The organism is Schleiferilactobacillus harbinensis DSM 16991 (assembly GCF_000425885.1).
Lineage (GTDB): Bacteria > Bacillota > Bacilli > Lactobacillales > Lactobacillaceae > Schleiferilactobacillus > Schleiferilactobacillus harbinensis.
Window position 1 is genome coordinate 39,628 of sequence record NZ_AUEH01000016.1, and the last position, 21,702, is coordinate 61,329.

22 protein-coding genes are annotated in these 21,702 nt (G+C 54.8%); 5 read left to right on the forward strand and 17 right to left on the reverse strand.

The genetic code is table 11. The features are described 5' to 3' along the window. Positions 1-57 precede the first annotated feature (57 nt). A complete protein-coding gene (locus H627_RS0106460; RefSeq protein ID WP_027828283.1) occupies positions 58-939 on the forward strand; it encodes an AraC family transcriptional regulator in 882 nt (293 codons plus the stop codon). Here H627_RS0106460 and H627_RS0106465 read toward each other — a convergent pair. Genes H627_RS0106465 through H627_RS0106485 form a run of 5 tightly spaced genes read right to left on the reverse strand, consistent with a single transcriptional unit; the run spans position 936 to position 5,169 of the window. Further along, positions 936-2,450 carry a hypothetical protein gene (locus H627_RS0106465; protein ID WP_027828284.1) on the reverse strand — a complete coding sequence of 505 codons (1,515 nt, stop codon included), beginning with the start codon at positions 2,448-2,450 and terminating at the stop codon, positions 936-938. The two genes, H627_RS0106460 and H627_RS0106465, sit on opposite strands and share 4 nt — an antisense overlap. A gap of 4 nt (positions 2,451-2,454) precedes the next feature. Then, positions 2,455-3,315, reverse strand: a complete 861-nt coding sequence (locus H627_RS0106470) for an ATP-binding cassette domain-containing protein (protein WP_027828285.1) — start codon at positions 3,313-3,315, stop codon at positions 2,455-2,457. A 23-nt stretch (positions 3,316-3,338) separates the two neighbouring features. Further along, the gene (locus tag H627_RS0106475; RefSeq protein WP_027828286.1) at positions 3,339-4,214 is read right to left on the reverse strand and encodes a DUF4097 family beta strand repeat-containing protein; all 876 of its coding nucleotides are present in this window, start codon (positions 4,212-4,214) and stop codon (positions 3,339-3,341) included. A gap of 2 nt (positions 4,215-4,216) precedes the next feature. Then, a complete protein-coding gene (locus H627_RS17295) occupies positions 4,217-4,843 on the reverse strand; it encodes a DUF1700 domain-containing protein (protein WP_051225235.1) in 627 nt (208 codons plus the stop codon). Continuing rightward, complete coding sequence (locus tag H627_RS0106485) at positions 4,840-5,169, reverse strand: PadR family transcriptional regulator (RefSeq protein ID WP_027828287.1); 330 nt, start codon at positions 5,167-5,169, stop codon at positions 4,840-4,842. The genes H627_RS17295 and H627_RS0106485 overlap by 4 nt, the downstream gene beginning before the upstream one ends. Positions 5,170-5,343: 174 nt before the next feature. Between H627_RS0106485 and H627_RS0106490 the strand changes: the two genes are divergently transcribed. Next, positions 5,344-6,513 (forward strand): aminotransferase class I/II-fold pyridoxal phosphate-dependent enzyme, encoded by a 1,170-nt coding sequence (locus H627_RS0106490; protein WP_027828288.1) that lies wholly within the window; start codon positions 5,344-5,346, stop codon positions 6,511-6,513. Positions 6,514-6,603: 90 nt separating this feature from the next. Here the strand turns inward: H627_RS0106490 and H627_RS0106495 are convergent, their stop codons facing one another. The 5 genes from H627_RS0106495 to H627_RS0106515 form a co-directional block, all read right to left on the reverse strand. Next, positions 6,604-7,140 (reverse strand): hypothetical protein, encoded by a 537-nt coding sequence (locus H627_RS0106495; protein WP_027828289.1) that lies wholly within the window; start codon positions 7,138-7,140, stop codon positions 6,604-6,606. A gap of 103 nt (positions 7,141-7,243) precedes the next feature. Next, positions 7,244-8,875, reverse strand: a complete 1,632-nt coding sequence (locus H627_RS0106500) for a peptide ABC transporter substrate-binding protein (protein ID WP_027828290.1) — start codon at positions 8,873-8,875, stop codon at positions 7,244-7,246. A gap of 226 nt (positions 8,876-9,101) precedes the next feature. Then, positions 9,102-9,440: a metal-sulfur cluster assembly factor gene (locus H627_RS0106505; RefSeq protein ID WP_027828291.1), complete on the reverse strand. Its 339-nt coding sequence runs from the start codon at positions 9,438-9,440 to the stop codon at positions 9,102-9,104. A 75-nt stretch (positions 9,441-9,515) separates the two neighbouring features. Continuing rightward, the gene (locus H627_RS0106510; protein WP_027828292.1) at positions 9,516-10,538 is read right to left on the reverse strand and encodes a MupG family TIM beta-alpha barrel fold protein; all 1,023 of its coding nucleotides are present in this window, start codon (positions 10,536-10,538) and stop codon (positions 9,516-9,518) included. Positions 10,539-10,562: 24 nt separating this feature from the next. Then, positions 10,563-11,417, reverse strand: a complete 855-nt coding sequence (locus H627_RS0106515; RefSeq protein ID WP_035440112.1) for a MurR/RpiR family transcriptional regulator — start codon at positions 11,415-11,417, stop codon at positions 10,563-10,565. A gap of 179 nt (positions 11,418-11,596) precedes the next feature. Between H627_RS0106515 and H627_RS17300 the strand changes: the two genes are divergently transcribed. Beyond that, positions 11,597-12,448 carry a Cof-type HAD-IIB family hydrolase gene (locus H627_RS17300; RefSeq protein WP_051225236.1) on the forward strand — a complete coding sequence of 284 codons (852 nt, stop codon included), beginning with the start codon at positions 11,597-11,599 and terminating at the stop codon, positions 12,446-12,448. Positions 12,449-12,492: 44 nt separating this feature from the next. Here H627_RS17300 and thmT read toward each other — a convergent pair whose 3' ends face one another. After that, complete coding sequence (gene thmT / locus H627_RS0106525) at positions 12,493-12,735, reverse strand: 2-hydroxymuconate tautomerase (protein WP_146995198.1); 243 nt, start codon at positions 12,733-12,735, stop codon at positions 12,493-12,495. 22 nt (positions 12,736-12,757) lie between these two features. Here thmT and H627_RS0106530 point away from each other — a divergent pair, with 22 nt between their 5' ends. Next, positions 12,758-14,170 carry a C69 family dipeptidase gene (locus tag H627_RS0106530; RefSeq protein WP_027828295.1) on the forward strand — a complete coding sequence of 471 codons (1,413 nt, stop codon included), beginning with the start codon at positions 12,758-12,760 and terminating at the stop codon, positions 14,168-14,170. A 285-nt stretch (positions 14,171-14,455) separates the two neighbouring features. On the opposite strand, the gene H627_RS17305 is transcribed toward H627_RS0106530, so the two are convergent. Then, positions 14,456-15,253 (reverse strand): DUF1003 domain-containing protein, encoded by a 798-nt coding sequence (locus tag H627_RS17305; RefSeq protein ID WP_051225237.1) that lies wholly within the window; start codon positions 15,251-15,253, stop codon positions 14,456-14,458. Between the two features lie 317 nt (positions 15,254-15,570). Here H627_RS17305 and H627_RS0106540 point away from each other — a divergent pair, with 317 nt between their 5' ends. After that, a complete protein-coding gene (locus tag H627_RS0106540; RefSeq protein WP_027828296.1) occupies positions 15,571-16,350 on the forward strand; it encodes a PHP domain-containing protein in 780 nt (259 codons plus the stop codon). A gap of 34 nt (positions 16,351-16,384) precedes the next feature. On the opposite strand, the gene H627_RS0106545 is transcribed toward H627_RS0106540, so the two are convergent. The 5 genes from H627_RS0106545 to nagZ are packed head-to-tail and all read right to left on the reverse strand — an operon-like array spanning position 16,385 to position 21,384. Beyond that, entirely contained in the window at positions 16,385-16,849 is a 465-nt protein-coding gene (locus tag H627_RS0106545) for a GNAT family N-acetyltransferase (protein ID WP_051225238.1), read from the reverse strand. Further along, a complete protein-coding gene (locus H627_RS0106550) occupies positions 16,842-17,357 on the reverse strand; it encodes a shikimate kinase (protein ID WP_027828298.1) in 516 nt (171 codons plus the stop codon). The genes H627_RS0106545 and H627_RS0106550 overlap by 8 nt, the downstream gene beginning before the upstream one ends. Further along, positions 17,354-18,634, reverse strand: coding sequence for a 3-phosphoshikimate 1-carboxyvinyltransferase (locus tag H627_RS0106555; RefSeq protein ID WP_027828299.1), 1,281 nt, complete (start codon positions 18,632-18,634; stop codon positions 17,354-17,356). The genes H627_RS0106550 and H627_RS0106555 overlap by 4 nt, the downstream gene beginning before the upstream one ends. Beyond that, positions 18,634-19,806 (reverse strand): chorismate synthase, encoded by a 1,173-nt coding sequence (gene aroC, locus H627_RS0106560; RefSeq protein WP_027828300.1) that lies wholly within the window; start codon positions 19,804-19,806, stop codon positions 18,634-18,636. Before aroC ends, H627_RS0106555 begins: the two co-directional genes overlap by 1 nt. A 48-nt stretch (positions 19,807-19,854) precedes the next feature. Beyond that, positions 19,855-21,384: a beta-N-acetylhexosaminidase gene (gene nagZ, locus H627_RS19190; protein ID WP_051225239.1), complete on the reverse strand. Its 1,530-nt coding sequence runs from the start codon at positions 21,382-21,384 to the stop codon at positions 19,855-19,857. Between the last annotated feature and the right edge of the window lie 318 nt (positions 21,385-21,702).

A 21,702-nucleotide genomic window follows, 5' to 3' on the forward strand; every position in this document is an offset into this window, starting at 1 on the left:
AATTTGGGGAAATTTGTACTATGGTTGGATTACTGACATATCACGAAAGGATAACCGATGCAGCAAGAAACTTTGATTCGGATGACTGGTCTTCATGACCAGGATCTTGATTTGTTATTCACCGGTCGGGCGCTTTGTTACCCGGACCACAGGTACGGACCCGGCGCGCGGCCCCATTTTCTATTGCATTTTATCGAAAAAGGCCGCGGACAGTTGACCATCCGCGGCCGTACATTTTATCTTCATGCTGGCCAGGCATTTTTGGTGCGGCCGGATGAATTAGTCACTTACCAAGCCGACCATCACGATCCCTGGACTTACGATTGGCTGGCGTTTACGGGGTCTTTTGGTGCCAAAATTGTCCAAGAGCTGGGATTTCGTTTCCCGTTTCCGGTGATGACGATTCCCGCACCAGCGATGCACCAAATTTTGAAACGGCTTCAGACCCTGCGGACGACTTACCGCCCGACGACGGTCCAAAATCTGCGCGGCTTGAGCACGGTACTGACCATATTCGCTCTGTTGGCGCAAGTGCACCACCCTGGCCAACCCGCAGAGTATGATCCGGGAGTAACCGGTTTTTCATCCACTGCTTGGGCGCATGTGACCAAGGCCGTTGCCCTGATCGAACGCAATTACGCCGAGCGGCTGAGTGCTGCCGCCCTCGCCCGCCAGCTGAACGTCAATCGATCGTATCTCTCGACGATTTTCAAACAGTTCACTGGGTTGACCATCACCGATTACATCACGACGTTCCGTATTTCCCGCAGTGAGGAAATCCTATTTACGACTGACTGGCCGATTGCCGAAGTGGCCCGGGTCAGCGGCTTCCGCACGACAGCTTATTTTTCTCGGGTATTCAAGGCCCAGACGGGGTTCGCCCCGTCGGTCTACCGGCAAAGCCGGTTAAGTCAGCCAACCAGCCACATTGGGACTTAATTGGCGGCACTGAGTTGGCGCCGGTACTCGGCAGCAAACGTCAAGCCGAGGCTGCCCGCGATCACCAGCAGATAGACGGCGGATTCGGCCAGGGAGAAGCGGTTGAAGCTGATCATACCCGGGATGCCATTGAGATAAAGGAACCAGAACATGGCCAGGAGCATGGTGAACAGGCGGCCATTGTTCAATAGACTGGCCAAGCCTTGGGCGAAGACGGCATTGGCCAGGGCGAACAGCAGGAGCTGCGGTACGGCGGCGCCGGCGTGGACCAGGAACGGCAGCATTAACAGCACCGCCGTCGCCGCCCCAACAATCAGTTCGGCGACCTTTTGCCGCTGGGGTGCGTGGGGCATGGTGGGCAGCCAGGCGGTCCAGCGTTTCGGCGCCGTGCCCAGATCACTGAGCCAAGGCAGGCTGAAGAGCCATAAAATCGGCAGACCGGCTTGCTGGCGGGCAGTTTCCGGCATGACCCAGATCACCAGCCAGCCGGCGAGCAAGGCCCAGCGATAGAGCCGCGAGCGATCCTGCCACTGACAGCGGGCTTCGCCGCGGAGCACCGCCAGCCAAGAAAAATGTGTCTCGGACACTGGCGAATACGGCACTGGCGCGGTTTTTGGCGTAGTGGCTGCGGTCGGCTCTGGGCGCACTTTGCGCCAACGGCGCGCCCGATGCATCAAGAGGGCCGCAACACCAGCAATCGCCAGCGCGACCATAATTTCGCCCAACATCATCAGCAGCATGCCGCGGGTCCAGTGCACGCCCGTCATGATCAACGTATGGGTTCCCTGCGTGCCGCCATAGTTGCTCAGCAGCTGCATACTGGTGATCGGACGGCCGGTCGCTTGGATGCTGGATTGATCGATCACGTCTTGGACGTAATTATTACCGCTCAGATTCAATAGGAGACTCCAAAAATTGGTGGGGTCGGTCAATTGCAGAGCAAAGACATAAAACAAGCCGAACATATAGATCGCAATCAACCCATTGTGCCGTTTGGCGGTGACACTTTCGCCCAGCAGCGCCAATGCAGCCAGCAGAATAATGCTGGGAATCAGCACCAAAAACGGTGAGATGAACGTGGCGGCGGGAATGCCCTGCCCCGGAAAACGCAAAACCATCATCGCGCCGGTCGCCAAGATCGTGAGCAGCAGCATCGTGAGCAGGATCAGGCAATTCGCTCCAAAATGGGCAAAACCATAGCGCAAGCGAGCAAACCGAGTGGTTTCAACCCACGGCCACAGCCCCTGCTCCCGATCCGTTTGCAGGGCATTAGCGACTACCCCAAAACCAAAGAGCGGCAGGAAAGTACCAAAGATCGAGGCGGCACACACCGGCAGCCAAGTTGGATTATCAGCTTGCCGATAGATCTTGGGCGCCAAGACCATTACTTTCATGGCGGTGTCAGAGCGCGGCGTGGCTAACACGGCCAGGACAACGACAACGCCCATCAACAGCCAGAATGACGACCGCCGGGCCCGTTCTTTAAAGGAAGTGACCATCATCGTCAACATGGTCTCACCGCCCTTCTAGTGCGCTCAGCGTGGCGTCTTCCAGGGTCGGCGTCACGGTGACGGCGGTCTTGGTCGGGGCGCTGGGCGCCACCAAGCGGATATGGATCCCGTCGGCGGCTTGGCGCATTTCGCTCACTGCTTGACTGGCCTGGGGATGTTCGCCTTGGGGCAGGACATACTCCCAGACATGGCCGGTTGCGGCTTTGATCAGCTGCGGCGCGGAGCCTTGGAACAGCAGCTGGCCGGCTTTAAGCAGCAGCAGGCGGCTAGCCACGGCTTCAATATCGGAAACGATATGCGTTGACAGCAGAACGATGCGGCTTTCGGCCAGTTCACTTAGTAAATTGCGCATCATGATCCGTTCGATGGGGTCCAGTCCTGCCGACGGTTCATCAACGATGATTACCTGGGGGTCGCCCAGTAAAGCCGCAGCCAGGCCGACCCGCTGTTGCATCCCGCCGGAAAAATCACCTAACCAGCGGCCGGCAGCATCCGCCAGATGCATCCGCACTAGCAAGGATTTGATCTGGTCGTTGGCCTGCACGCGAGGCAAACCCTTAATCGCCGCGATATAGCGCAGATATTCCACTGCACTGAGCTGGGGAATGATGGGCACTTGCTGGGGCATATAGACCAGCACCCGTTTCATCGCCCGGGGGTGTTTACGAATATCCACTCCGTCCAAGCGGACGCTCCCGCTGGTGGGATGCTGCAAGGTCGCGAGAATTTTCATCAGCGTCGATTTACCAGCGCCGTTGGGGCCGATCAAACCGACTAACTGGCCGCTGGTCAGGGTACAGCTGACGTCATTCAGGGCCAGCTTATTTTTGAATTGCATGGTGACGTGATCAATCGTTAATTCCATGATAGTTACCTGCTTTCCATTTTTTAGCGCGCCGTGACCCGGTTGTCGCCGCTTTGCGTGATCAATTCAATCCGGTTGGCGGCGGACCAATTGTGCGTGACGATTTGCTTCTCGGTGGTCCGGGTAAATAGCGTATTCTCACCATAGCGGGTCTGCAGGCGGTACCCTTGGGCGGTATCGGTGCCGATCACGCGATTTTCACCAGATGCATTGCGCACGCGGGTCGTACCGAGGAGCTTACTGTTGCGCAGGATGAAATCATCGCTGCTGAGTTGGAACCGACCGTCGCGAATTGTTCCCTGCGTGACGGTAATGGTCCCGTCTTGGGCGGTGACTTGCGGTTGGTGCAGCTGAGTTTTGGTCAGCCGAATATCGCCGGACACTGTCCGAATCTCGGTCTGGTCCGCCTGGGCGCTGCTAACAGTGATATCGCCGCTGGCAGATGCCAATCGCAAGCGGCCAGTTTGCGGGACGGTATACCGTAATGCCCCATCCTCGGTGCGGATCTTAGCGGTTTGTATCTTTTTATTTTTTGGTACGGTGATGGTGATTCGCGGTGTGGGGGTATGTCCCAACAGCATGCCCAGATCTGCCCCGCCGGTTTGGGCTAGCGTGAGCACGCCAGCGCGTACCCGGCTGGTGATACCCGTTCCCGTCAGCATTGTGACTTTAACTTGGTAGTGCGAACCGCTTTTAACGACAACATCCAGATCATCAGTTTTGGCAGTGATCGTGGTGAATGGTGCCAAATTGGTCGTTTTAGTCGTCACTCGGGACACCATTGGCCGCCCAGATACGATAGCCACTGGTTGAAACCCGTGGTTTAAGCCGCCAATGGCCAATAATGCTAAACCAATAAACAGCATGCCGGTGCCTATTTGCAAAAGCCTTTTCCACATCACTAAATCGCCTCCTGACGTTGTCTGCGCACCTTACGATACAGCCAGCGGAAGAACGCCGCCCAGACGCTGGCCAGGCCTTGGGCCGCCCATTTCAATACCGGGATCAAGATGACTCCGGCCCCGCCGGCGGCCAGCCCCAAACCGAGATAAGAAATACCGATCATCGGATCGCTGAACACTAACCAAATACCGCTCCACAGGGCAAACCCGCTGACAAACAGACCAGTCAGGCAGAGTCCGGCCAGGACGATGAGCAAAGCGGCGGACAGGGCGCTGACGATGAGCAGCAGCGCGATCATCAGGGCAAAAATCATGATCGCGACGGGAATCGACATCGGTGCCGAAAGAATGGCGAGGACGATCGTCCAAATTTGCCGGGCGTTAGCCCGAGGAGATACTTTTTCACCATCCGCTGACGTGGCGGCACTGCTTTTAATGGAATAGTCGGCTAAAATCTTGAGCGCCAGCTGCCGGGGACTGCCCAGTTCAGCTGTCACAGCTGCACCATCGGAAAACTGTGCATCCGCGACATAATCTTGAAAATACTCGATGGCTTCCGTCCGCTCATCCGCTGTCAATGGGGCCAGCAGCCGGGTCAATTCGGCGAAATAGTCTGCAATGGTCATTGGGCACCCTCCTTTGGCTCCAATTTAGTTAAGAAATAATCAATTTGCGCTTTATGTGTCCGCCAATTTTTTTCTGTATCCCGCAGGATTTGGGCACCCAAAGGGGTTAGCTGGTAATACCGCCGGTTCCGACCGCCAAACGGCTTATCATAGGTGCTCAGCGCTCCTTGGGCCTTCAAACGGCGCAGGACGGGATAAAGCGTGGACGGCGAGATATCAATCGTCTCTTGAATCTGCTGGGTCAAGGCATAGCCGTAAGTATCGGCCTGCTGTACCACGGCGAGAACGATACCGTCCAGTAATTCCGCACTGATCTGCATCCCCATCGGCGAGTCCTCCTTTTTCTTACTGTTGACTTGACTATATTATACGACACACAGTATTAAGTGCAAGACAATATTGCAGACTATAAACACGAAGGCCCAGTAAAGCACCTGTTGTCCTTGACCCGTCACGGTTCGTAGGCCAAAATGGGGAGTAACAAGAATGGAGTGACCCGCATGGCATTAATCGACCATATGAAAAAAGAGCTGGGCGCACTGAAGCCCAGTGATATTTTGGCTTTCAACCACGATATCAGCCAAATTCCCGATATCATTAAATTGACTCTGGGCGAACCGGACTTCAATACCCCAGACCACGTCAAATTGGCAGCCATTGGCGCCATTCAACAAAATGACAGCCACTACACCGCCTCTGCCGGCCTGCCCGGTTTGCGCCAAGCAGCGAGTGATTTTCTCTACAATAAATATCACACCCGCTACGACCCGGCGACCCAGCTGCAAATTACTGCTGGCGTCACCGAGGGCGTGTTTGCGACGTTAACGTCGATCTTGAATCCTGGGGACAGCGTGATCATCCCGACTCCGATTTTCCCGCTGTACATCCCCATCACGATGCTCAACGGCGGCGAACCGGTTTTCGTCAATACCGCCGAAGACGGCTTTATTCTGCATCCAGAAAAGTTAGCCGCCGCCATTGACGCCCATGCGGACAGCGTCAAGGCCATCGTGCTCAACTTCCCGACTAATCCCACTGGCGTGACATACAGTCGCGAAGACTTGGAGAAAATTGCTGACGTCGTGCGGGGCAAAGATATCTTTGTGATCAGCGACGAAATCTATTCTGAACTGACTTATTCCGGCCAGCACGTGTCCATGGGCGAGATCCTGCCTGAGCAAACCATTGTCCTCAACGGGGTTTCCAAGTCCCACGCGATGACCGGCTGGCGGATTGGTTTGATTGCCGGTCCCGCGGACATCATGGCCCAAATCGGTAAGGTCCACCAGTTCATGATCACGTCGGCGACCACCAACGCGCAAGTGGCCGCAGAGGAGGCCTTCAAGAATGGCCAAGACGACGCGGAACCGATGCGCCAAGCCTATATTGAACGGCGGGATTACCTCGTGCCGGCGTTGGAGAAAATGGGCTTCTCCGTCGCCAAACCGGACGGCGCATTCTATGTCTTCGCGAAACTGCCCAAGCAGTTCGGCACCAGCAGCTGGGACTTTGCCCGGGCGCTGGCGCATGAGGCCAAAGTGGCGGTGATTCCTGGGGCTACTTTTGGTCCCGGCGGTGAAGGTTATGTGCGGATTTCTTACGCCACCAGCCTCGACTTGATCAAAGAAGCCGTGAAGCGGATGGCGGCCTTCGTGGCGGCACACCAGTAAACGTAACCTGTACTGAGAGGGATTAGATCAATAAAAAAACTGGAACGGAAGTCGAATGGCTTCAGTTCCAGTTTTTTTAATAGCGCCAGTCTAACGGGTTAAACGACTCACGACAACATGTTGCGCCGCTTCTTTAAACGCTCCCTGCGAATAGGTATTCTTGACCGTCACGACATATTTGTCGCCATTGTGCAGGGCGCCGTTTTTAACCCGCTTGCCCGCCTTTGTCGTCAAACTTTCGATTATCCGGATACTTTTGATTTCTCGGTTTACTCTGGATAAGGCGTCGCGTTGCGCCTTGGTGAGTGATTTAGTTGGCCGATAGTTTGCGATTTTTAATCCGCCGCGAATGACTGACCCGCTGTGGTTGATCACGTCGGTCAACACGGTTTTTGCTAAGCCTTGCTTCTTCGCCGATAATTCAGCAATGTTGCGATACAGACGCTGCTCGTCAATGCCGGCAGTGCCATGGCCATTCTGGCCGGCGATTGTGGTCAGCACCCCGCTAAAAACGGTGGCACTGATATTGGCCGAAGATGTGTCTGGATTGCCCGGTTGGCAGGCGGTTGCGACTAATCCAGAGAACACTACCGCCGCCACTGTCAGCAGCAATTTTTTCATTTTCATGTTGCCACCCCCGCATACTGCTTACTCAACTCCACGCAAAGGCTGCTTCTCACAAAGAGTGTATCATGAAAACGAATTCTTTCGATGTGAAATGACTCGAGGACTATTTGATCTTCGCCCCGACAAAATTATAGTAATTCGTCGGTCCATAGGTCATCCCAGAAATCTTCTTGTTCACCAGATGGGCCTCCACCGTCTGATACAACGGAATCATCCCCTGTTCCTGAGTCAACAGCTTCTGCGCTTGGAGCAAGACCTGCCACCGCTTCGCCGGTTGGGTTGCATACGTGGTCTTGCTTTCTTTGATCAGTTTGTCGTATTGCGCATTGCTCCATTTCCCCTGGTTATACGTGTTGTCGCTGGTCATACAATCCAAAAAAGTGATGGGATCCGGGAAATCTGCGATCCAGCCGCTTAGATCCATACCGAAATCGCCGGAAAATTCCCGGTCCTGCTTGGTCTTGGCGGGCACTGCGCTGACGTTGACATGCATCCCGGGCAGCGCTGTTTCCAGCGCATTTTGGATATACTCGGCCGTCTTTTTGTCACTGGTGCCGTCTCCCACCAGTAATGTGGTGGTAATACTCTTTTTGCCGGTTTCGGCTAACCCGTCAGTCCACAATTTCTTCGCCAACGCTGTATCGTGGGTCGAGTACTGTTTTGTGGTGGCCGCAGCTTCTTGATTGAAGTCCTTGCCGGTAGTCGGGTCCTTGGCCAAACCGATTGGTGTAAAGCCGGTGGCGGCAACTGAACCGTTTTGCAGGACTTTCTTAATAAATTCGTCTCGGTCCAGGGCATGGGAAATGGCTTGGCGGATCTTGGTGTTCTTGAAGGCCGGTTCGGTCTTTTCGTTCAGTTGGAGATACGTGGTCGCGGTCTGTTTCAGCCCTTTGTAATCCGGCATTGCCTTTGCCTGGGCGGCTTGATCGCCGGAAATAATGGCGTCATCCAGTTTGCCGGATTGGAAGAGATTCATCGCCGTGGATGCATCCTTGATCGCCGTTACATTGATCTGTTTGATGTGCACTTTTTTAGCGTTCCAGTAAGTTGGATTCTTAACTTCCTGCCAGCTGGTACTGGAGCCGTTCCAGTTCTTCAGAATGTAGGGGCCGTTGCTGACCAGAGTGCTGGCTTTTGTCCCATACTGTTTGCCATATTTGGCGATTACTTTCGCGTTTTCTGGATAGAAGAAGAAACTGGCCAGCATGGTATTGAAATACGGAATCGGATGGTCCAATGTCACTTGAAAAGTGTGCTGATCCAGGGCCTTCACACCCAGCGTCGCCGGCTTTTTCTTGCCGGCCATAATGGCATCCGCGTTCTTGATTCCCGTGTACAAATAAGTGTATTGAGACTTCGTTTTCGGATCGATCGTTCGCCGCCAGCCGTAAACGAAGTCCTGGGCGGTCACTGGATCACCGTTGCTCCACTTTGCGGAACGCAGTTTGAAGGTATAAACGGTGCCCTGATGCGTCGGCTTGACAATACTTTTGGCCAGGCCCGGTTGCAGATCCGTCCCGCCGTAGCGATACAATCCCTCCATCGTATCCGTAATCGCCTGGGCCGAAATCCCATCCACTGCCTTGGATGGATCCATACTCGTGATATTGTCCTTTTCCATCCGGGACCACGTTGCCCCGGCGGCATTGGTGTTATCGGCTTTGGCATTCTGGCACCCAGCCAAGAGCAGCGCACTCCCCGCCGCACTCAGGACAACCCATTTCTTCAAACTCATCATAACTAACCTCCGCGTTAAATGTTAATATATGCACTTTAACGCAGATGTTGCGGTTTAACAATTTATAAACGGAGTAATATACATAAAATAATGAATAATATTTAAATGGCCAACACTAACGCGTGCTCCGATTGACGGCCAACCTAAACGAGCTTCTGACCGTCGGCCTACGCTCTCTACAAAAAAGGCACCGCATTTTTGCGATGCCTTTGGTATTCAAGAATTACTGACTAATCCCCAAAGCGATTCGGGCGTAACGGCTCATGAGTTCCGGAGTCCATTGCGGATACCAAACTAATTGCACGTCCACGTCCTTCACTTCCGGCACCTTCTTCTCCACCGTGTCCACGATTGCGTCGTAGAGCATGTCCGACAACGGACAGCCCATGGTCGTCAGGGTCATCTGAATTTCGCAGTTGTTGTCGTCGTCCACGTCCACGTGGTAGATCAATCCCAGATTGACGATATCGATCCCCAATTCCGGATCGATGACGTCCTCCAGTGCAGTGAGGATTCGGTCGTCTAATGCTTCCGTTTCCTTGTTCGGTTTCTCTTCTGCCATCGTGCATCCCTCCGTTCTTAACTATTGTCAGTATAGCCGCTTCGGCCGGATTTGCCTAGTATTGTGTACGACCAATCACAAAGCGGTAAATTGCACCGGGTGCTGCCCGTCAAGCAGCGGCAGTAACGGTAAGAAAGGTGCCGGGATCGTCCCCAAATAATTGCTGGTGGGTGAAAACGGCAGGTCTGTTTTGGCAATATCAATTTCGCCGTGGTATCGGCCTGCCAGATCGTTCTCAATCGTGACGGTCCCCGCTGGCCGATCTAACACTGGGCCAACCGGGGTCGCCTGGCGCGGCGTTTGGATCCGGACCATTCCCGGACTCACTTCCCGCCGAACCTTCAGCGGGTCGCTGGGCAGCTGGGTCGTCCCCGCCACCGGCAAGGTGATCACGCCGTCTTGGCTGAACCGTTGGATCCATGCCAGGCTTTGAGCGGTTAACTGGCTGTCCCCCACATAGATCCACTCGACGCCATAACGCAGGGCCATTTCTAAGTATGCCGCGTAAGAGTTGAAGCCCCGCTGATGTTCCAATGTGGGTACCCCAGCATAGACCGGATACCGCTTCAAACCATCGCCGGGGATGAAGGCCAGCAATGGAATTTCCCACTCTTGGAACAGCTTGTTCTTTTCCGCAAAATATGCCGCTGTCAGCCCTGTGTCCGGTTTTGGATAGAAATTATGGGCGACAACCAGCTTGCGCAAATCTACCCCCTCAACTTGCAAGGCGTTGAGAAAATCAACTTGCACGGTGGAGGCGTTGAGCACGACTGTGAAGTGCTTTTGCAATTTGCGGATCAAGGCCGGGTCATCAAAGCCGTAATCCAGCCGCAAGGAATGGAAACCCTGAGCATAAATGCCATTGAAATCATTGTCAGCCAGCCCCAGCTTTTTGAACGTGGCCGGGGAAATATCCACGATGACGTTGAGGTCCAGGGCATGGACGGCCTGCTGCAACGTGCGCAGTCCCTGGGTGAATTCCGTCGGGGTGTCTTCAGGGATTTGCAGCGAGGTGAATACCTCACGGACCCCCGCGGCCGCCGCCTGCTTTAAATAATCAGGATCAATATCTTTCGGATACGCAGAAATACCAAGCATTAAGGTCTTCCTTTCTCATTCAAGTCAATGCCGGCGAGGTTGGACCCGGTGCAGCGTCTCAAACGAGGTTTGAATGCGCTGGACGTGGTCTTTGTAGCGCCGCTGGAAATACCGGTAATACACTAAATCAATGGCGTAGAGCTGGGCCATTAAACTGGTGGTGGCGGCGGTGCGCATTTGTCCGGTAATCGACGTGGGCTGTGTGACCAGCACGATGTCTGCCATTTTCGCCAGCGTACTCTTGGGGGCTTTAGTCAAGACGATCGTGGTCAGCCCTGCCGGCACACTTTTAGCAATCGTCACCACGTTGGGATTTTCCCCACTGTTGGAAATCAGCACAACGACGCCCGGCGCCGGTTGGTTCACGAGATGGGCGATCACTTCATCAATATCCCGCCCCAGAAAAGGGGCCAGGCCCAGCCGGGAAAATTTCTGCACAAAGTCTGTCGCTGCCAACAGCGATGCCCCAATTCCGTAAACACTCATGCTTTGACTAGCGGCCAATTGGGCGACAGCCGCGTCCACTTGGTCATTGGCCAGCGATTGGTTGGTATCCGTGAGCGTCTGGCGAATCCGTAATGACAGCTTATCCTTCATCATAGCCAGATCCTCATGGGGCGTGATCTCTTGCAGCAGCAACGGATCGGTGTGCTGTTCGGCGGATAATTGAATTTTAAAATCAGCATATCCTGCGGTCCCCATCCGCCGGGCAAAACGGACCACGGTGGCCGGACTGGCCCCGGCCGCTTGGGCCAGGGCCTTGGTGTTCATTTGCAATACCTTTTCTGGATGGGCCAGCACATACTTCCCCACTGCACGTTCGGCCCCGCTGAAATCGGGCAGCCGTTCTTGGATCGCCAGCAACATATTCGCCGCCATCCGCCATTCCCCCCTTAGGTTGATACCTCTATTATGCCAGGGGATGCAACCGTTCTCAATCCTTTTGAAACAATTATTGAAAATTTCTGAAACCAAATTTCATAAGCCGATAACGTGACAACGGTCTCACGGACTGGTAAAATGTTTAGCTAAATATACCAAAAAGAAAGCGGTGGTTGATGTTGTCAAGAAAATTGATTGCGCTAGACCTGGATGGAACTACCCTGAACGAAGCGTCCCAGATTAGTGAGCGCACGCGGCAAGTGCTGCAAGCGGCGGATGCGGCCGGCCATATCGTGACCATTGCCACCGGCCGGCCTAACGCCGTGAGTGTCCAATATTACGATGCGTTGGGTCTCAGTACCCCGATGATCAACTTCAATGGTGCCTTGGTCCATATTCCCCATCAGCACTGGGCGGGCGAATACGAGCGGCGCCTGCCCCAACAGGCGGTGGGAGAAATTCTCGCCATGCGCGACCGGTATCACATCGGATTGGTCGCGGCTGAAGGCAAGAACATGATGCTGGTGGATACGGATGATCCCTCCTTGCTGGACAGTATGCCGATCTCGGTGGCCGAAAGCCGGCCATTGTCGGCGGCTTCCCTGCCGGCTGCACCCACCTCATTGATGGTCGTCATTCCCACGCAGGCGGGGGTTGATATGGCCGCCGAGATCATGGCCGATTTTCCCAGTGTGAACGTCAATACCTGGGGCGGGCCGGAGAATCGGGATCTCAGCGTACTGGAAATTATCCATGCTGGTGTGGAAAAGACCACAGGCATCAACTATTTAGCAGAACGGTACCACATTCCCCATGAAGATATCATGGCCTTTGGCGATCAGTTTAATGACCTGGACATGCTGCGCCATGCCGGCTGGGGTGTCGCCATGGCGAATGGCACCGATGCGGTCAAAGCCGTGGCCAACGATGTGACCCCATTGACCAATGAGGAAGACGGCATGGCGAATTATTTAGCCGACTACCTGCACCTGCATGTGGATGCTTTGCTGGCTCAAAAAAATGCCTAACCCAGGAATTACTGCCCGGGCTGGGCATTTTCTTTCAGTGCCAGTTACTGGTCTTCGTCTTTCATCACGCCGCCGACGGAATAACGATTATTCGCCATTTCGTTCAGGACGATGTGGACATGTTCAGCCGGTGCGCCGGTGTTCTTCACGATGGCGGCGGTCACGTCTTTGACCAGTTGATGCAGCTGGTCTTCTGACCGGCCAGCAAGCAGGTCGATATGCACTAAGGGCATGGTCTCTCCTTCTTTCTTTGGGATGGGACAATTATAATGGCGCGTATACGTCAAGCACAAGGAGTGATTGAATATAATGACAACAAAAGAAAATCAATTATGGCGAGCCTGCACCAGTATTCTGGTGGGTAAAAATGCCAGCGCCGACGGGTCCGTAATCATCGGCCGCAACGAAGACAGCAAACCGGCCTGGCCCAAGCATTTTCGGCAAATGGCGGCGCCCATGCCCTACACCTTCACGTCCAAGGATACCGGCTTCACCATCAAATTAACCGAACCCGGGGTCCGCTACACGGCAACGCCGGAATGGACAGCGGAATACGGCGTCTTTGCCGAAGATGGGATCAACGGTTACGGAGTCGCCATGAGTGCGACCGAAAGTGCCTATGCCAATCCCCGGGTGCTGGCGTATGACCCGCTGAACCCCAAGGGTATTGGTGAGGAAGCCATGATCACCGTGGTTCTGCCCTACATTCATTCCGCCCGGGAAGGTGTCACGCGCCTGGGCCAAATCGTCAGCCAATACGGTACCAGTGAAAGCAACGGGATTCTCTTCGCTGATCAGCAGGAAGCTTGGTATTTGGAAACCGGCTCTGGTCATCATTGGGTCGCCCAGCGCATTCCCGACGATGCGTATGCGGTGGTCGCTAATGAACTCAGTATTGAAGCCATTGACTTTGCCGATACGGATAACTTCATTGTGTCTGATGGCATCGCTCAATTTGCCGCTGACCATCACTTGTGGCGTGAAAACACCCCCTTCATCTTCCGGGACATTTTCGGCACCAATAATGCGGCTGATGCCGTTTATAACTGGCCCCGGGTCGTTGCCGGCCAGCAATTGCTGACACCAAGTGCTGGCGCCCAATTCGGTCAAACCAATTTGCCTTTCCTGCGCCGACCGGATCGGCCAATCCAAATCGACGATGCGATGCGCGTCCTGGCCAACCACTACGAGCAGACGCCTTATGACCCGGCCACAAAGAGTTCGGATGCCCACAAGTACCGGCCCATCAGCCTGGCCAACACCCAAGAGTCGCATCTGCTGCAGTTGCGGCCCAACGTAGACAACAGCATTGCCGGAATTCATTGGTTGGCGATGGGTGTCGCTGCTGAAAGTATCTATGTCCCCTTCTATGCTGGCATTACCGACACACCGGCCGACTATCAAAAGGGCGCCCTGCCCTACAGTGCTGATTCAGCGTACTGGCGCTACAAGCTGCTGGGCATCCTCGCCGACCGCGATTTTGGCCGCCATAAGAAAGCTCTTGGCGACTTGCAGGACGCACTGCTGGCCAAGCACCTTGGGCTGATTGCCGCGACGGATCAACAGCTTGCAGAAGCTGCCGACGTCCGGGCTCTGGTGACGACAGCAAGCAATGAAGCTGCCCAGATTGCCCGGGAGGCAACGGATCAATTGATTGCCGAGCTGATTACTGAGGCGACCAAGGTATCGCCGCTGCGGTTTCAAGTTGATCCGAATTTGTAAAAAAATAGGACCAGGCTGAGTGATTGGCCTGGTATTTTTGTGCACAAAAATGATCTTGCACTGATTAGTGTGCGAATTGGCAGCCTCCCCTAAACGGGTTCCGGCCGACAGCGGCTAGGGCATAAGGACCAGGATGCATAAAACCTAAGTGCGGGTTTTCTGCATCCTGGTCCTTATGCTCTAGCCGCTAACCGTCGGCCTGCGCCCTCTCACAAAAAACGAGGCCTCAACCTGCTCGGTCAAGTCCTCGATCAATAGTGCATGACACTGAATGCCCGCATTAGCTTACTTATGTCCTTGGTTTCCAGATTCTGGATCCACCGGCATATCCGCCCGCGCAGTCGCTTCCAGCTCGGTTTGCAACCGGCGCAGTTCAGCGACTTGGGACTCGATGGAACCCAGCATCTGCATTTGAATTTTCGCAATTTGCATTTGATTGGGTGTATCTTCTTGAATAATGTGATCGATCTTGGAGTGAAGCATCCGAATTTCTTCTTCTGACTTCAGATTCACATGGTAATCGTTGCGTGATTCCATGCGGTCATATTCACCGGACCGATTCTGGCTCATCATGATCAATGGTGCTTGAATCGCGGCCACCATACTCAAGAACAGGTTGAGCAGGATGAACGGAAACGAATCAAAATGGACACCGAACAGATGCAATCCGTTCACAAGAATCCACACGACCATGATGGACACGAAGGTGATGATAAACGGCCAACTGCCCCCGAAGTGCGCAACAGCATCCGCAACACGCTGACCAAATGTAAGCGAGTTTTCCAATTGCTCACGGACATCCACCACATTGTAAGTATCCCGTTGCATAACCCGGGTCAACTTCTTATTCAGCTTGTGGTTTTGATCATAGTCCTTCGCAATCATCTGATCCATTTTCAGTAACCGATAATGGACCAAATGCTCACTACAAATAAAGTCTTGGTTTGTCGCCTTTGGGAAGTCCCGACGAATCAACGCCCTGAGAGGACCTTCCAAGTCTCCTAGGAACACACCGTCTGCTAAGTCAAAAGGTTTTTGATCTACCAGACAGCGAACGGCACGTTCAACTTTTTGTTCAGTCAAACAAACAACTCCTCAGTTGAACATAAGGTGGGCTAATGCGTATCTAGACTGGCTCTTTGAGCCCTGCCTACTTGCAGGGTCATCGCCACTCGCTGATGATTTGTGTGACTCAGACATTTAACCCACCTGCCTTTCCTAAGATCCTTAGTTAACAACTTACCGCCATTTATACTAGGCCCTGCTCGCAGGATTGTCAACGCATGGGGGCTGGCGTTGGGTTACAAAAGTGCGACGATTTTGTGACGAAACCGCCACCAAACGGTCTTCCGCTGTGCTATAGTAGCGAAAGAGACGATTAATGCAAAGGAGTTTTTCCCATGCCGCTTTACGATCAGCACATGCATACCCAGTATTCTTTTGATTCTGAGGCCCAGTTGAGGGACTATTTGGCGCAAACTGCGGGGCCGGTCATTACGACGGAACACTTAGAATTCGCCAATCCGGACGACGACGGCCGGGATGATATCCCGGACTATGCGGCCATGCGGGCAACGCAGCAGAAACTAAGCCGGAAATTCCCCAACCGCTTGTTACTCGGCATCGAGGCGGGATATTACGCGCCCGCCGTCAATCAGTTGCGGGCGTATTTGGCTGCCCACCCCTTCGATCTGACCTTGCTGAGTTTTCACCATGACGGCCAGCATGATTTTCAGGACGCGTATTTTCAAACGATTCCTTTACACGCCCACGTACTCACGTATTACCAGCGGATGCTGGCCGGGCTGCAGGATTTCCACGACGCCGATGTATTCGCCCACTTTGACTATGGGCTGCGGATCGTGGATGTAACGCCGGCGCAACTGACAGCCTGGGCGAAGCCAGTGCTGGATCAGATCTTTGCGCTGATCCTGCAAAACGGTCTGGCCTTTGAAGTGAACACCAAATCAATGTTCAAATGGCACAATGCGGCTCTCTATGATCTGGTCATTCCCTGGTATCAGGCCGCCGGGGGCCGGTTATTCACAATCGGCAGCGATGCCCATGAAAAAGAAAGCTACCGCAACCATTTTGCGGAGGCGGTGGCATTGCTGCAGGACCACCATGTGGACCAGATCGCGACGTATACTCAGCATCAGCCGACCATGGTTGCCATTTAAGAGAGAAATAGAGCCTCCCAATTGGAAGCTCTATTTATTTGCCAAAAACCGCCATTTTCTCCCCGTTATTATCGTCCACTCGGTGCAGATCGCGGAAGCCATGCTGAAAATAGAATCGTTCGGCCTCCGTATTCTCACGTTCGTAACTCAAAACAATTGTATCGACAGGCCAGTTGGTCATAATAAAGGCCTTCAACAGTTCTAAAAACGTTCCGCCCCACCCGTGATGCTGATACTGTGCATCAAGCATGAGCCGATCCAGCCAAATGTATCGCTCCTCAGTATTGAGCGCGCCAATCATGGCGAAGCCGACGACGGTGTCAGCCACCATCAATGCATAGGGGTGCCAATCGAAGCGTTTATCAAATCCAGCTTCCGCTAAGGATTGCGCGTTGGTCTCAATAAACTGAGTTTGTTCCGGGGCGACTTTCAATTTGAGGACCGGCCACAGATTATGGCCGTCTACGGGGGTGATTCGAAATTGGGGCTGCTCAGTCATTCGCCGCGCCCTCCTCAACTAACAAGTGTTGAAGCTCATTGACCAAATCGGCAACTTGTCGACCGGTTGTCGGCAGAATGCGGTTGGCACTGGTTTCATACCATGGCTGACGGTCCTGCAATAGGTCCGGCCAATCTTTTTTGAATAGCGGCCGGTCGGTCGTGCCGGCTAGGCGGCGATTAATTTCTGCCGGGGTCACGGTGAGCAACACGACGGGAATGTCTAATGCGGCCAGCAAGGCCCGATTAGCGGCTTGGGTAATGATTCCGCCGCCGGTGGCAATGATGCCCGGGGTATGGGTCAAAGCGGTTTCCAGGGCAGCATGTTCCCGTTGGCGGAAACCAGTCTCCCCTTCTTGGGCAAAAATCGTATTGATTGAGCGGTGGGCGGCGGTCACAACCAAGTCATCGGTGTCATACACCGGCCATCCGGTGGCCGCCCCCAGCGCTTGACTGAGCGTTGTTTTTCCCGCGCCCATGAAGCCGATCAGAACCAGCTGCTGCATCATCTCGAGGTCACCAGCTTCGTCAGGTCATAGGTCAATTCAGGATAGGAGACGGCGACAACAGGCGGCACGGTGGTTGGCACCGGTGCGCCTGCCACCAGAGCAGCGGCAATTTGCAGCATCGCCATCCGGTGATCCGCCGGCAAATCCGGCCATTGGTCGGGTGCGTGCAGGACCACCGGACCCGGGACGACCCAACTGTCCCCCTGACGGTCAATGGTCGCGCCGCATGAGCGCAAAATGCTTTCGGTGGCCGCCCGCCGGTCTGATTCTTTCACGGCCAATTCGTCAATATGATGGATCACCGTGCGGCCCGCTGCTTGGGTCGCGGCCAGGGCCAATAAAGGCAATTCATCAATGGCCCGGGCACTTTCTGCCGCATCAACGGTGGTGCTGGTCAGCTTGGCACTGTTGACCTGCAATGTCCCCATTGGTTCAGCCGCAGCGGCTTGGGGAAAATCAACCACTTGAAAGTCGCCATTCATGCGCGCCAAAATATCGAGCAGCGTCGTTCGAGTGGGATTCAGGGAGAGCCCGGGCAATTGCAGTTGACTATCTGACAGCAGTGTCGCCAAGACGATCCAGAACGCCGCCGTGGAGAAATCACTGGCCAGATCAATCTGCAATGGCTGCAAGGGGGCCTGCAACGGTTTGATGTGTACCGTGAGGCCTGTCCGTGAAATGTCGGCGCCTGCCTTTTGCAGCAGCCGTTCCGTGTGATCCCGGGTATGCACCGGGCCCGTAACGGTGGTATCGCCGGTGGCCTGAAGACCGGCGAATAGGATACCGGATTTTACCTGGGCACTGGCAACTGTTAATTGGATATCGGCTCCGTGCAAGGTCCGCACGGGATGAATGCGAATAGGCAAATGTCCCTCAGTGGTGGCCATTTGGGCCCCCATCAAGCGCAACGGGTCGGTGATCCGGGCCATGGGCCGCTGGCTCAAGGAAGCGTCCCCCGTGAGCAGCAGCGGCGCTGGCGGGCAGGCCAACAACCCGAGCATCAGCCGGGTCGTTGTCCCCGAATTGTTCATCGCTAGGGCATTGGCTGGAGTCTGCCAGTGAAAGCCCCCTAACCCGTGGACAGTAATGTGCTGGCCGCTGCGTTCACTGGTTACCCCCAGTGCCGCCAGTACATCAATGGTCGTTTCCACATCGCCGCCATCCGGCAGGTGGTCAATGGTCGTATCGCCCTGGGCGATGGCGCCGATCATCAGCGCCCGGTGGGCAATACTTTTATCCCCCGGCAGCCGCAGTGATCCTTGTATTGTATGATCCATTAGTCATTCCTCCGATCCTGCATACGCTGGGCAAACTGCTGATAACTAGAGCGCAAATCGGCCAATGTGGCACTGCTGAATTGCGCGGTGATTTCTTGGGCTAACGTCAGCTGAACCAACGCCTGGGCGACCAAACTCGCCGCCGGCACGGCCGTTACATCCGCCCGTTCATTAACGGCTTGGGCGGTTTCATGGGTCGCAATATCCACTGTCGGCAAGCCCCGCGGCTGGGTGGGAATCGGCTTCATCGTGGCGTGAATCAGCAGCGGCTGGCCGTTGGTCATACCGCCTTCAAAGCCGCCGAGATGATTGGATGCCCGCGTGTAGCCGCCTTGCGGGGTCCAGGTGATATCATCCTGGGCGGCATTGCCGGCCATCTCGCCTAAGGCTGGGCCGTCGCCGAAACTCACCGCCTTGATGGCGGGGATGCTGACGATCGCTCCGGCCAAGCGGCCATCCAGCCGTTCCCGCCAATTCTGCATTGATCCAATACCGGGGATCAATCCGGCCACTTGGACCGTGATCTGCCCGCCAATCGTATGGTGGGCTGCTTTAGCCGCGTCCACAGCCCCATGGAACGCCGCCACTTGGCTGGTATCCGGCAGCCGCATATCGTTGCTCTCCACAACCGCGCGCAGTGTTGCCATGTTTGTTGGCCATTCCGTATCTGCGAGAGTCTGGCCGCCTAATCCAGTGACGTAACCGATCGCGTGAATTCCCAGCTGAGCCAGCAATTGTCCGGCAATACTGCCCAACGCCACGATCATCGCTGTGCTGCGGGCACTGGCACGTTCTAAGATATTGCGCAGATCCTGTTGATCATACTTCAGACCGCCTACTAAATCGGCATGCCCCGGCCGCGGTCGGGTCACGACCCGCAACTGATCGGGATTGTCAGCAGTTGCGCCCATGATTTTTTGCCAATGGGCATAGTCCCGGTTTTTGATGAGCAGTGCTAAGGGGCTGCCGGTGGTTCTCCCAGCACGCATCCCGGCGGTGATTGTGACGGTATCCTGTTCAATTTTCATCCGTCCGCCCCGGCCGTAGCCGTTTTGGCGTAGGGCTAATTGCTGATTGATGGCAGAAATATTCAGCGCGACATTGGCCGGCATGCCGGTAAGAATACCGGTGAGCATTGGTCCGTGGGATTCCCCGGCTGTTAAATACTGCAAAGACGATGTTCCCTTCTACGTTCAGTGATTAAGCATGTCTTCAGTTTATCACGGCGCGAGGGTCACGGGTAATTGACCCGACAAGGGTTGGCCGGTGAACCAGTGGCTGAGCAGGACCGCGATTTCAATCGGAGCGGGTTCGTAGAGCGCGTAATATCCGGCTAACCGGGGCATATGCACTTGGTCGTAAGGATTGCGTACGCTGATGCCAATCGTTTTTCGGCAGGCAGCGGCCGGCAGTTGTTTTGCCCAGCGGACCATATCGTTATTGCTATTTTGAATGTTTTGGGTGAGGAGAAAAACGGCATCGGCGGCATTGGCGGCGGCTAAAATTTTCTCTGTGTCCCCTGGTACCAGCTGATACTCGTCAACTTTGGGGAAAACTGCCCGGAATGTGCCGCGCAGATTCGGCCGCTGGGTGAAATCGACCACTTTTGATTCAGTAATTTGGTTGGTGACCAGGACGATATGCTGAGCGGTGCGGAGCGTTGACACTACTGCTGGTGCTGCTTCCTGCCCAACGGTGACCGCCTGACGGTACACGTCATGGATGGCCTCCCCGTGCCGCTGGCGCAATGTGGTCAAGGAAATGGCTGGCGGCTCACCAATAGTTTGGATCATAGTTGCGATGCGGTCTGCACTGGCGTCCAAGGACAGCTCGGCTTGGTGCGCAGCCAGATACTCCAGCGTCGCCGTCTGCAAGGCCGCTGTATGACTGATCATGACCAGGTCTGCCCCGGCGTGCAAGGCCTGGTAAGCGGCTGCGGGGGGGGCCATGACGGATTGGACGCCCTGCATTTCTAAATCATCAGTGACGATTACGCCGCGATATCCGAGCTGCCGCCGCAGCACATCTTGAATCACGATTGGCGACAGGCTGGCCGGTAATCGGTCATTCCCTAATTGGGGCAGCAGAATATGGGCCAGCATGATGCTGGCCGACTTCTTGCTGGCCGCTCGGAACGGCACCAGCTCCGTGGCCAGCAATTCAGCCAAGGACTTATCGACGACGGGCAAGCCAAGATGGGAATCGACACTTGTATCCCCATGCCCTGGGAAATGTTTCAAAGTCGCCAGCACCCCCGCCGATTGGATGCCCCGGACCGCTTGTTGGACATAGGCGGCGACTCGGTGGGGGTCGGCGCCGAAAGAGCGGACCCCGATCACCGGATTGGCCGGGTTGGTATTCACATCCGCATCCGGGGCCAGATTCCAGTTGACCCCCAGGGCCCGTAATTCTAACGCGGATGCGCGATACATCCGATAAGCATTGGCCGGTTCACCGGTGGCCGCAATGGTCATCGCACCGGGAAACAGGCTGGCATCCCGGTTGATACGACGAATCACACCATTTTCTTGGTCCAGCGCAATGAGCAATGGTTGGGTATAGCCAGCCGCTTGCGCAATGAGCTGCAATTCAGTGGTCAACGCTTGGAATTGCGCGGCGTCCTTGAAATTTCGGGCAAACAGTACCACGCCAGCAATATGCCACTCTTGAATGAGCTGCCGGGTGTGGTCGTCCACTGTTAGTCCAGGCAAACCGGCCAGCACATGGCGGCCAATTTTTTTCTTTTCCATCACGATATTTCCTCCTCGTATAGTTAATTTACAGACAAGTTCGTGGATAGTTTTCTTGTTTGGATGTTGCGTGATACTCTCTAGTAGTTCATTGGATTTGGGTCCAACTGGTATAGGCTTTTTCCTCCTGTAGCTAAACTACATTGTTGAGACTGCCGCCCAGATGAATCGAACAAGTGCAAACCACAAGCTGCGGGGTCTGGTTCCGATGTTGGCGACTCGCGTTTCGCCAAGCAGCTCATTGAAGCCGGACATGACCGCTCATAGTTGCGAGGATGTGTTGTAGGTTCATAACTAGGGAGCATCGCGCAGCACCCA

Bases quoted from the DNA above. Each gene is read 5' to 3' on its own strand.
- H627_RS0106460 (WP_027828283.1), top strand. From the start codon at position 58: ATGCAGCAAGAAACTTTGATTCGGATGACTGGTCTTCATGACCAGGAT.
- H627_RS0106465 (WP_027828284.1), bottom strand. From the start codon at position 2,450: ATGTTGACGATGATGGTCACTTCCTTTAAAGAACGGGCCCGGCGGTCG.
- H627_RS0106470 (WP_027828285.1), bottom strand. From the start codon at position 3,315: ATGGAATTAACGATTGATCACGTCACCATGCAATTCAAAAATAAGCTG.
- H627_RS0106475 (WP_027828286.1), bottom strand. From the start codon at position 4,214: ATGTGGAAAAGGCTTTTGCAAATAGGCACCGGCATGCTGTTTATTGGT.
- H627_RS17295 (WP_051225235.1), bottom strand. From the start codon at position 4,843: ATGACCATTGCAGACTATTTCGCCGAATTGACCCGGCTGCTGGCCCCA.
- H627_RS0106485 (WP_027828287.1), bottom strand. From the start codon at position 5,169: ATGGGGATGCAGATCAGTGCGGAATTACTGGACGGTATCGTTCTCGCC.
- H627_RS0106490 (WP_027828288.1), top strand. From the start codon at position 5,344: ATGGCATTAATCGACCATATGAAAAAAGAGCTGGGCGCACTGAAGCCC.
- H627_RS0106495 (WP_027828289.1), bottom strand. From the start codon at position 7,140: ATGAAAATGAAAAAATTGCTGCTGACAGTGGCGGCGGTAGTGTTCTCT.
- H627_RS0106500 (WP_027828290.1), bottom strand. From the start codon at position 8,875: ATGAGTTTGAAGAAATGGGTTGTCCTGAGTGCGGCGGGGAGTGCGCTG.
- H627_RS0106505 (WP_027828291.1), bottom strand. From the start codon at position 9,440: ATGGCAGAAGAGAAACCGAACAAGGAAACGGAAGCATTAGACGACCGA.
- H627_RS0106510 (WP_027828292.1), bottom strand. From the start codon at position 10,538: ATGCTTGGTATTTCTGCGTATCCGAAAGATATTGATCCTGATTATTTA.
- H627_RS0106515 (WP_035440112.1), bottom strand. From the start codon at position 11,417: ATGGCGGCGAATATGTTGCTGGCGATCCAAGAACGGCTGCCCGATTTC.
- H627_RS17300 (WP_051225236.1), top strand. From the start codon at position 11,597: ATGTTGTCAAGAAAATTGATTGCGCTAGACCTGGATGGAACTACCCTG.
- H627_RS0106530 (WP_027828295.1), top strand. From the start codon at position 12,758: ATGACAACAAAAGAAAATCAATTATGGCGAGCCTGCACCAGTATTCTG.
- H627_RS0106540 (WP_027828296.1), top strand. From the start codon at position 15,571: ATGCCGCTTTACGATCAGCACATGCATACCCAGTATTCTTTTGATTCT.
- H627_RS0106545 (WP_051225238.1), bottom strand. From the start codon at position 16,849: ATGACTGAGCAGCCCCAATTTCGAATCACCCCCGTAGACGGCCATAAT.
- H627_RS0106550 (WP_027828298.1), bottom strand. From the start codon at position 17,357: ATGATGCAGCAGCTGGTTCTGATCGGCTTCATGGGCGCGGGAAAAACA.
- H627_RS0106555 (WP_027828299.1), bottom strand. From the start codon at position 18,634: ATGGATCATACAATACAAGGATCACTGCGGCTGCCGGGGGATAAAAGT.
- nagZ (WP_051225239.1), bottom strand. From the start codon at position 21,384: ATGGAAAAGAAAAAAATTGGCCGCCATGTGCTGGCCGGTTTGCCTGGA.